The sequence below is a fragment of the Methanococcus voltae PS genome (assembly GCF_024807035.1).
GTDB lineage: Archaea > AGJL01 > Methanococci > Methanococcales > Methanococcaceae > Methanococcus > Methanococcus voltae.
Window position 1 is genome coordinate 1 of record NZ_JANUCQ010000009.1, and the last position, 3,861, is coordinate 3,861.

3 protein-coding genes are annotated in these 3,861 nt (G+C 28.5%); 2 read left to right on the top strand and 1 reads right to left on the bottom strand.

Annotated elements, in window-relative coordinates:
• The first annotated feature begins 86 nt into the window (after positions 1 to 86).
• Together M2325_RS08215 and M2325_RS08220 are read left to right on the top strand one after the other, a co-directional pair.
• Positions 87 to 1,229, top strand: a complete 1,143-nt coding sequence (locus M2325_RS08215) for a restriction endonuclease subunit S (protein ID WP_209591775.1) — start codon at positions 87 to 89, stop codon at positions 1,227 to 1,229.
• 98 nt (positions 1,230 to 1,327) lie between these two features.
• Complete coding sequence (locus M2325_RS08220) at positions 1,328 to 2,854, top strand: type I restriction-modification system subunit M (protein ID WP_209591774.1); 1,527 nt, start codon at positions 1,328 to 1,330, stop codon at positions 2,852 to 2,854.
• A 73-nt stretch (positions 2,855 to 2,927) separates the two neighbouring features.
• Here M2325_RS08220 and M2325_RS08225 read toward each other — a convergent pair whose 3' ends face one another.
• A complete protein-coding gene (locus M2325_RS08225; RefSeq protein ID WP_209591773.1) occupies positions 2,928 to 3,716 on the bottom strand; it encodes an ATP-binding protein in 789 nt (262 codons plus the stop codon).
• Between the last annotated feature and the right edge of the window lie 145 nt (positions 3,717 to 3,861).

Consider the following 3,861-nt stretch of genomic DNA (forward strand, 5'->3'; position numbering starts at 1 on the left):
TTTAACATTTTTCAACACTTATATTAATAACAAATATCTAAACAAGATATGTAATAAATTAATTAAGGATAATTTTAGTGATAATTATGGTTACCATATTTAAAAATTCACCTGGAGAATGGGGAATTAAGAAATTAGGGGAAATTGCAAAAATCCAAACTGGAAAATTAGATGTAAATGCTGAAAATATTAACGGTAAATATCCTTTTTTTACATGTTCTAAAGAGATTCACAAAATTAACACCTGGGGATACGATTGTGAATGTGTAATAGTTGCAGGAAACGCAGATTTAAATATAAAATACTATAACGGTAAATTTAACGCATATCAAAGAACATACATCATAGAAATTGTAAATAAAAGAATAGTGGAAACCAAATATTTATATTATTTTTTGAGTGCATATGTTAACATATTACGTAAAAAAAGTACTGGTGGTGTTATTAAATATATAAGGTTGGTAGATTTAACCGATATAGATTTACCGATTCCACCTTTGAATATACAACGCCAAATAGTTAAAGTTTTGGAAAATATCGAAATTGGGATAAATTTAAGAGAAAAGGCAATTTTGGAAACTGAAAATTTAATAAAGTCTGTTTTTTTAGATACATTTGGTAATCCTCTAGACAATCCAAAAGATTGGGATATCAAAGAAATAAAAAAAACATGTTTGAAAATATCGAATATAATTCCAAACAAATCGTTAAGTGATGAATATATCAATTATATAGATATATCTTCAATAGATAATAAGTCTAAAAAAATAGTAAATGTTAAAAAAATTAAAGGAGAAGATGCCCCTATCAGAGCAAGGCAAAAAGTGCTGAAAGATGATATTTTGGTGGCAATAGTTCGACCTAATTTAAATTCTGTAGCGTTAGTATCTAAGGAATACAACAATATGGTTGTTTCCACAGGATTTTGTGTTTTACGCCCTAACAAAGATATTATAAATGAAAAATATCTATTTGAAATTTCAAAATCAGATTATTTTATAAGTAATTTAGTTTCAAAATGCAAAGGTGCAAATTACCCTGCAGTTAACAAACCCGATGTTTTAGGTTTAGAAATTCCAGTACCGCCTTTAGATTTTCAAAATAAATTCGCTGAAATTGTTCAAAAATTAGAAGAAATAAAAGAAAAACAAATTAAATCAAAGGAAGAAATGAATGAATTATTTGATTGTTGTTTATATAATACCTTCATGAGTGAATTGGTTAAGTAATATATAATCATATAATTCATGTTTTTTAAATTTTTAGTTTTAGTTTTAGTTTTAGTTTTATTGATAAGTTTTCATTATCAAAATTAAAAGGTATCGTTATGTTAAAAAGGGAATTAAAATCAGAAATAAACAAATTATGGGAAAAATTTTGGAGTAATGGAATTTCTAACCCATTAACAGCAATAGAGCAGATGTCTTACTTGTTATTTTTAAAAAGAATGGATGTAGAAGATACAAAAAAACTTAATGCTACAAAGTATAACTATAAATTAAACTACATTTCTTTATTTAAAGGTCATGAAAATTGCCGGTGGTCAAAATGGTCAACTATGGAAGGCAAAGAAATGTTTGAACACATTGATACTGTCATATTTCCATTTTTAAAAGAATTGGGAAAATCTAATTCATTATATGAAATTTATATGAAAGATGCAACCTTTGCAATACCTAATGCTTCTTTATTGGTTGAAGCTGTTAGTATAATCAATAATATCATTGATGATAGTTTGTGCATTGGTAACACAAACTATGAGGTTAAAGGGGATATATACGAATATTTGCTTTCAGAGTTAAATACGGCAGGTAAAAATGGTCAGTTTAGAACTCCGAGGCATATTATTAAAATGATTACTGAAATTGTAGACCCTCAAATCGGAGAAACGATTTGCGACCCCACCTGCGGTACCGCTGGTTTTTTAGTCTCCGCTTATAAGTATATTCTATTACAAAATAGTTCGAAAGATAATATCAAATACGATGAAGAAGGCAATCCATTTGATTATATCGGCGATAAATTAAGTGAAAACGAACTTATGACCTTAAAAACAAAAATGCTTTATGGTTCGGAATTTGACCAAACTATGGTTAGAATTGCGTTAATGAACTTAATTATTCATGGTATTGAATCACCCAATATATTTAGAAAAAATAGCCTTGTAGACCGTAACGACTATAATGAAAATAATATCAAATACGATGTAATACTGGCAAATCCTCCATTTAAAGGTACTTTCGATAAAAAAGAGTTATCAAACAGATTTACAATTAATACAACAAAAACCGAACTTTTATTTCTTGAATTAATATATAATTTATTAAAAGATGGTGGGCGATGTGCCGTTATTGTGCCTGATGGTGTACTATTTGGAAGTAGTAGGGCACATAAAAAGATTAGGGAAATATTATTGAATGAATGTGGGCTTGAAGCAGTTATTTCAATGCCGTCAGGAGTTTTTAAACCATACACTGGCGTTTCAACCGCCATATTATATTTTATTAAAGGAGAATCTACAAAAAAAGTATGGTTTTATGATATGACCGATGATGGATATACCTTAGATGACAAAAGAAATTTCATTGACGGAAACGGTGATATGACTGATATTGTAAAAAGTTTTAGGGAAAGATACAATCAAGAAGAAAACGACCGTAAAAGTAAACATTTTTTTGTACCCTTTGAAGAAATTAAAAAAAATAATTATGATTTAAGTATTTTAAAATATAAGGAAATTGAGTATCAAATTTCTAATTTTGATAAACCTGAGATTATACTTAAGAGAATTAAGGATTTAGATAATGAAATTAAGAAAAATTTTGAAGAATTAAACGTTTTAATGAAAAAATAAAAAAAAGAAAAATTAAATTTTTATTTTATTAGCTTATTATTTTGTTATATAACCATATTACCATATTACTATTTTATATATCCAAATTATGATTTTCAAGATTTTTTAATATATCCCCTACATTCCCTTCAATCATATTATTATCGAGCCTATTTCCTACAAGATTTTCACGAGCCATTGTCTTTGAATAGGGTATGGCACCCATTATGGAAATATTCTTCTTTGATATAGCATCTTCAAGTATTGTCTTCGTTTCGTCGTCAACTCTATTTAGAACAACTCCAAATGGCTTATCAGCATCATCAGATAACTTTGCTATTTTTTCACTTAATAAAACTGCATCGTTGGATGGGTCAACCACCATAATAATAGCATCAGCTTGTTCAACAGTTCCACGTCCAAAGTGTTCCACTCCGGCTTCAGTATCTATTAAAACCCACTCATCTTTATTCAAAACGAGATTATTTAAGAAATCGTTTCCAATTACTCCCATAGGACATGCACAACCCTCATTGTTATGTTCTATTTTTCCAATTTGCATAAAGCCTTTGTTTCCATTCCAGCTAACAAAATCAGATGGGAGTTTATCTAAAGAAGTTTCTGAAAGGAGTTCTAATTTCTCATTTTCACCATTTAAGAAAACTTCCATTAGTTTACCATCCAATAGAGGTCTACCTCCCAAATAATCCATAAGTGTTTTTTCTGGAGATTTTATCCCCACCATGGCACTAAGACCGAGGTTTGATTCATCCGAATCTACAATTAAGACCTTTTTTCCTTGTTCTTCGATTTTTTGAGCCATGAGTGTGATTAAGGTACTTTTTCCACAACCCCCTCGACCACAAATAATTAATTTAGACATGATTTTAACCTCCTGTTTACAAATATCGCCGATTAATACTTAGACTAAACAACTATATAAATCATACACATTTAATATAAAGTATTACTAAAGGATTATAAAAATATATTATATCATACTATACACTTATAAAAATACGTTAAGT

Coding starts and splice junctions, on each gene's coding strand:
- M2325_RS08215 (WP_209591775.1), top strand. CDS start 87: ATGGTTACCATATTTAAAAATTCACCTGGAGAATGGGGAATTAAGAAA.
- M2325_RS08220 (WP_209591774.1), top strand. CDS start 1,328: ATGTTAAAAAGGGAATTAAAATCAGAAATAAACAAATTATGGGAAAAA.
- M2325_RS08225 (WP_209591773.1), bottom strand. CDS start 3,716: ATGTCTAAATTAATTATTTGTGGTCGAGGGGGTTGTGGAAAAAGTACC.